General features: G+C 75.5%; 3 protein-coding genes and 1 pseudogene. 2 read left to right on the forward strand and 2 right to left on the reverse strand.

Going from position 1 to position 6,233, the window contains the following annotated elements; translation table 11 throughout:
- Positions 1-298: 298 nt before the first annotated feature.
- Together ACFU7Z_RS34330 and ACFU7Z_RS34335 are read right to left on the reverse strand one after the other, a co-directional pair.
- Positions 299-1,585 (reverse strand): annotated as a pseudogene (locus ACFU7Z_RS34330) (PP2C family protein-serine/threonine phosphatase); the annotation flags it as partial.
- A gap of 206 nt (positions 1,586-1,791) precedes the next feature.
- Entirely contained in the window at positions 1,792-3,240 is a 1,449-nt protein-coding gene (locus tag ACFU7Z_RS34335; protein ID WP_380781873.1) for an NAD(P)/FAD-dependent oxidoreductase, read from the reverse strand.
- A gap of 476 nt (positions 3,241-3,716) precedes the next feature.
- Here ACFU7Z_RS34335 and ACFU7Z_RS34340 point away from each other — a divergent pair, with 476 nt between their 5' ends.
- Both ACFU7Z_RS34340 and ACFU7Z_RS34345 read left to right on the forward strand, forming a co-directional pair.
- The gene (locus ACFU7Z_RS34340) at positions 3,717-4,604 is read left to right on the forward strand and encodes a TetR/AcrR family transcriptional regulator (RefSeq protein ID WP_380781875.1); all 888 of its coding nucleotides are present in this window, start codon (positions 3,717-3,719) and stop codon (positions 4,602-4,604) included.
- Positions 4,605-4,943: 339 nt separating this feature from the next.
- On the forward strand, positions 4,944-6,233 hold a 1,290-nt coding region (locus tag ACFU7Z_RS34345; protein ID WP_380781877.1), incomplete at its 3' end, for a sigma-70 family RNA polymerase sigma factor.

Genomic DNA, 6,233 nt, shown 5'->3' on the forward strand with positions numbered 1-6,233 from the left:
TCCAACTCGCCGGTGTCTTCCGGGGTTTGACGCCCTGTCCGACGTTTCAAACTCTAGCCGATCCCCGCTCCGAAAAGCGAATCCGACCGCAACCCGATAAAACGAGCACGCCGAATAAGCACCAGGTCACAGCGCCGAAAAGCGCAAACGACCGGCACGAACCGGAAGTGGTGTTTCAGAGGATTGGCCACCGCGGGACCGTCCGCGCAGATGCGTGTCCGGTGCTCCCTGCCAGGCAGCTCGAAGAACACTAGACCTCTGGAGTCGCCGGGTCAAGTGGCGCAACCGAATTCTCGGTGCCCTCCTCCGCCGGCAGCTGGAAGGCCAGGACGGCGACGTCGTCGTCGTGCTCGGAGGTCACGCCCATCGCCCGCAGCAGCCGGGCGCAGATCACCTCGGGGGCGCCGATCGCGCCGGTCAGGGTGCGGGCCAGGAGGTCGAGGCCCTGGTCGATGTCCTCGTCCCGGCGCTCGACCAGTCCGTCGGTATAGAGGACACCGGTCGTACCGGGGAGCAGGCGCAGGGTGTGGGAGACGTGCAGGCCGCCGCCGGTGCCGAGCGGCGGGCCGTTCTGCTCCTCGCTGCGCAGGATGGTGCCGTCCGGGCAGCGCAGCAGGACGGGGAGGTGTCCGGCGGAGGCGTAGGAGAGGGTGCGGCGCCGCGGGTCCCAGACGGCGTAGGTGCAGGTGGCGATCTGGTTGGCGTCGATCTCCATGGCGAGGCCGTCGAGCAGGCGCATCACCTCGTGCGGCGGGAGGTCGAGGCGGGCGTAGGCGCGGACCGCCGTCCGCAGCTGGCCCATGACGGCGGCGGCGCGCAGGCCGCGGCCCATGACGTCGCCGATGACGAGTGCCGTGCGCCCGCCGTCGATGGCGATGACGTCGTACCAGTCGCCGCCGACCGCGGCCTCGGCGCCGCCCGGCTGGTAGGTGGCGGCGACCCGCAGGCCGGCCGGCTGGTCGAGCTTCTGCGGGAGCAGGCTGCGCTGGAGGGTGACGGCGGCCTCGCGCTGGCGGCGTTCCGCTTCGCGCAGGCGGGCCGCGGCGAGGACCTGGTCGGTGACCTCGGCGGCGAAGATCAGCACTCCGGCGGGCGGTCCCTCGGCGGGGGCGTCGCCGCCCTCCCCCGTGCCGAGCGGGACGCAGGAGACGTTGTAGTAGCGGTTGCCGGTGAGGCCGAGGATGCAGCGGGCCTTGACGCTGCGCGGGCGGCCGCCGCGGATGACCTGGTCCATCAGGGGCAGGACGCCCATGGTGGCGAGTTCGGGGAGCGCCTCGGCGGCCGGCAGTCCGGTGGGGCGTTCGCCGAAGAGTTCGCGGTAGGCGCGGTTGGCGTAGCCGAGCTGGTGGAGCGGGCCGTAGGTGACGGCGACCGGGGCGGGGATGCGGTTGAGGACCTCGCGCAGGTTCTGCGGCTTGTGCGGGTCGGGGAGCTCCGCGGTGGCGGCGGGGCCGGCCGGGTCGCGGGGGCCCGGCACGACGACGCCCTCGGGGCAGGGCGCACCGTCCTCGGTGCCGGTCCCGGGGGGCGGGAGGGCACGCCAGGGGACTCCGGCGAGCCGGGCGCTCCAGCGCATGAGGTTCAAACGACGGCCGCTTCCTCGTTTTCCAGGCATATCATCACTTTTTGTGTGCGCAGCAGCACACGGGGTAATGACCAGGTCGGGCTGATCCTGTCAGGCGGAGGCCCGGTTCCGGAAGTCGCGCGCCCGGCGTGGCCGCCCGATCCGCCGTCCGACCCACTCCCCGGTTCGCCGTCCGGTCGGCCACCGGCCCGGGTCGGCGGCCGCGGTCACCGGGGAGCATCGGGGCCGGCGTCGGACGGCCGTCCGGGCTTGGGGCCGAACCCCTCCTCGAAGGCCGAACGCGGGTGCTCCATCGCGCCCAGCGAGACCGGCTCGCGGGAGAACACCCCGCCCAGCACCCAGTCCATCAGCACCCGCACCCGGCGCTCGGTGCTCGGCAGCCGCCGCAGGTGCCGGGCCCGGTGCAGCCACCAGGCCCGGCGACCGGTGAGCCTGCCGCCGCGCCGGGTGTGGGCGACGGCCCGGTGCGGGCCGAGCGAGGTCGAGCAGGCGGCGGGGCCCGGCCGGTAGTCGGCAAGGCCCGGGGCGTGCGGGCCGCCGTCCAGGGCCACCACGACGTTGCGGGCGAGCAGCTCGGCCTGGGCGAAGGCGTGCTGGGCGTTGGGGGCGCAGGGGGCGCCGTCCGCGTTCGGGTCCGGTACGGCGGCGCAGTCGCCGGCCGCCCAGACGCCGGGCAGGGCGCGCCCGTCCGGTCCGACGGCCTGCAGGGTCGCCAGGCACCGCACCCGGCCGAGGGTGTCCAGCGGCAGGTCGGTCGCGCGCAGCAGCGGGGACGGCCGGACGCCCGCCGTCCAGACCAGCGTGCGGGCGCCGAAGCGGCTGCCGTCGGAGAGCGCCACGACCCGGTCGGCGGCGGACTCCAGGGTGGTGCTCAGCCGGATGTCGACGCCGCGTTCGCGCAGCTCCCCCAGGGTGTGCCGGGCGAGCTCGGGCGACTCCTCGGCGAGGATCCGGCCGGTCGCCTCAACCAGCACCCAGCGCAGGTCCTCGGCGCGGACGTTGTGGTAGCCGCGCACGGCGGTGCGGGCCATGTCCTCCAGTTCGGCGAGCGCGCCGACGCCCGCGTAGCCGGCGCCGACGAAGACGAAGGTGAGCGCGGCCTGGCGCAGCGCCGGGTCGCGGGTGGCGGAGGCGAGGTCGAGTTGCTCCAGGACGTGGTTGCGCAGGCCCACCGCCTCGCCGACGGTGGAGAAGCCGAGGCCGTGCTCGGCGAGGCCGGGCACCGGCGCCGTGCGGGAGACCGATCCGGGGGCCACCACGAGGACGTCGTAAGGGAGTTCGACCGGGGCGGGGGGTTCGCCGGGGCCCGCGGCGTCGGCCAGGGCGCGCCGGGCGGCGTGTTCGATCCGGGTGATCCGGGCGGTGAGCACCCGGCAGTCCGGCAGGACCCGGCGCAGCGGGACGACCACGTGTCTCGGGTCGATCGAGCCGGCCGCCACCTCGGCCAGCAGCGGGTGGTAGGTGAAGTACGCCTGGGGCTCGACGACGGTGATCTCCGCCTCGCCGCGCCGCAGCCGTTCCCGCAGGGCGCGCTGGAGGTGGAGTGCGGCGGCCGTTCCGGCGCAGCCGCCGCCGGCGATCAGGATCCTGATGGTGCGCCTCCTGCCGATGCGACGTTTCGTCCCGGCCACCCCGCGGCCGGGGGTGTCCCCCATCACGCCCCCTATGAAGGACCGGCGGGGGTCGTCTTGTCCACAGTCCGTACGGGGCTGGTTGCGACGCGAGTGACCGTCGTGGCCAGTTGTGCCTACTGGGCGACTTTCTGACGCACTTTCGGCCTCGGAGAGTGGTGAACTATGGTCGGATTGTGTACCGGGGCGGCCGTCGCCATGACAATCGGCGGCGACGCACCGTGGAGCGGCCACTACGGCCAGTTCCAGCGTTGGCGTGAGAACCCGACTGGGGGACGGTCATCCGGGGAAGGGTAGTTCCCGGACAGGGCCCCGGTCGGTGCCGACGCGCCGAGCCGGACGTGGACCCGGCACGGCGGCACGAACCGTGGTCACCGGATCGGGACGGGCGGCACGAGCATGGGTCATCGGGTCACTTCTGACGGGCCGAGCTGCACCGGGGGGTGCAGGGGCGGGCGACGACAGGGTCCGGTTTCGGACGCCTGCGGGGGAGAGTTGGGATGATGGATCAGGAGCAGGTATTGGGGCGGGCGGGTGCGTCGCAGGTCGGACCGGGCATGGTCCCCGAGCAACGCGGCCCGGTGGACCTGCCGCTGGGCGGGACGGCACCGGCCGGTCTGGCCCGGGCGGCCGTCCCGTACCGGGTCGAGCCAGCGCCGGCCGCCGTGCCGGTGCCGGGGGCCCGGTTGCGGGTGGACGCCCGGCGGAACCTGGAGAGCGTGCTGCGGGCGGCGCGCGAGGTGTTCGGCGAGTTCGGCTACGGCGCGCCGATGGAGGAGGTGGCGCGCCGGGCCGGGGTCGGGGTCGGCACCGTCTACCGGCGCTTCCCGAGCAAGGAGGTGCTGGTCCAGCGGATCGCCGCCGAGGAGGTGGCGTGGCTGACCGCGCAGGCGCGGGAGTCGCTGTACGGCGGTGACGGCGCCTGGGAGGCGCTGGCCGGCTACCTGGCCCGCGCGGTGAGCAGCGGCGCCGGGCGGCTGCTGCCGCCGGAGGCGTTCCGGTACGCGGAGGAGCTGGGCCGGGTGCCCGAGCAGCGGGCGGCGGAGCCGCCGGCCGCGGTCCGCTTCGACCTGCGCGGCGAGGAGGCCCGTTCCGGCGGGGCGGTCGAGCCGTCGGCGGCCGACGCCGATCCCCGGCTGCTGCTCCAGCTGCTGGCCGCGCTGGTGGCGCGGGCCGGTGCGGCGGGCGAACTGCGGCCGGGCGTCACGGTGTCGGACGTGGTGCTGGTGCTGACGGCCTCGGTGCCGGTGCACGCGGCCCGTCCGTCGGTCTCCGCGCCGACGGCCGTCGGTTTCTCGCCGATTTCTCCGCAGACGGAGGGCCAGCCGGTCGCCGGGCCCTCGGACCGGCTGCTGCAGATCCTGTTGGACGGCCTGCGGGAGCGCTGACGCCCGTCGGCCGGCCGGGCCGCCACGCCGGACGGGCACGGGAGTTGGGAGGAGGACCGGCGCGCGACCCGAGTGCGCGCGCCGGGGTGCGGGAGTCGCACACCCCGCCGTCGCACGCTGGGCGAACGCCCCCGCGACGGCCCCTCGGAGGAGTGGAAGGCGACCGGTCCGGCTACCGCCGATCCCTGCGCTATGCCATCCTTTGCCCGTGGTTGGAGCCAATGTCCCGATGCGCGCCGTTCGCGCGCCGTCGGCGCCGTACGCCGGGGAACCGTGCGCCTACGCACTCCCGCGCGCCCTGCCACACTACGGGGGCTGTCGTGGAATCTGGGGTCCGTTGTGAGCGCCGAGGAACAGAACGACTACGGGTACGGCCTCGACTTCGGGGGCCGCTCCGGTGAGACCGCCGAGGGGTCCGCCGCGGGCCCCTGCAGTCTCGGCAGCACCGGCGGGACGGCCCAAGTGCCGGGCACCGCAGCGGGTTCGGCCGCCGGACACGTCCCCGACCAGGCCGGGATGCCCAGCCGCGAGACGCTCTCCGCCTCCGCCGCCGCACTGCCCCCGGGCCGGGTGCCCGGGCAGGCCCCGGCGGGCCGGGGCGGCGTCGCCCCCGAGGCGTTCGTCGGCGAACCGTTCACCGGCGACGGCCGCACCGCCCGGCCGACCGTGCCCGCCCCCGCCGACCCGGTGGACGGCGAGCGCCCGGCCTCCGACTCCGAGTTGACCGCCCGGGTGCGGGCCGGCGACGACACCGCGTACGAGGAGATCTACCGCCGGCACGCCGACTCGGTGCGCCGCTACGCCCGTACCTGCTGCCGGGACAGCTTCACCGCCGAGGACCTCGCGGGCGAGGTCTTCGCCCGCACCCTGCAGGCGCTGCGGGCGGGCAAGGGCCCCGAGTTCGCCGTCCGCGCGTACCTGCTGACCGCCGTGCGCAACGTCGCCGCCGCCTGGCACCGCAGCGAGCGGCGCGAGCAACTCGTCGACGACTTCGCCGTGTTCGCGCAGACCTCGGCCGCCGTGGTCGACTTCGACCTCGCCGACCCGGGCGCCGACGCCTGGGCGATGGCGATGGCCGACCAGCGGATGGTCATGCAGGCCTACGCCGAACTGCCCGAGGACGACCGGATGGTGCTCTGGCACACCGAGGTCGAGCGGGAGTCCCCGAAGACCGTCGCGGTGATGCTCGGCAAGACCGCCAACGCCACCGCCGTCCAGGCCCACCGGGCCCGCGACCGGCTCGCCGCCGCGTTCCTCCAGGCGCACGTCTCGGGCAGCCAGGACAGCGCCTGCGAGGCGTACGCCAACCGGCTCGGCGCGTACGCGCGCGGCTCGCTGCGCAAGCGGGCCTCGGCGGAGGTCGGCCGGCACCTCACTGAGTGCGACCGCTGCACGGCCGCCTGCCTGGAACTGACCGAGATCAACACCGGGCTGCGCGCCCTGCTGCCCGGCGGGGTGCTGGTCTGGATCGGCGTCGGCGGGTTCGGCGCCGCCGCGGCCGCCGTGGGCGGTGCCGCCGCCGTCGGCGGTGCGGCAGCGGCCGGGACGGCCGCCGCGACCTCCGGGTCCGCGGGGGCCGCGGGCGCTGCGGGCTCGGCCGGTGCGGCCGGTGCGGCCTCCGGCGGGGGC

It is taken from the genome of Kitasatospora sp. NPDC057518 (assembly GCF_042802075.1).
Taxonomy (GTDB): Bacteria; Actinomycetota; Actinomycetes; order Streptomycetales; family Streptomycetaceae; genus Kitasatospora.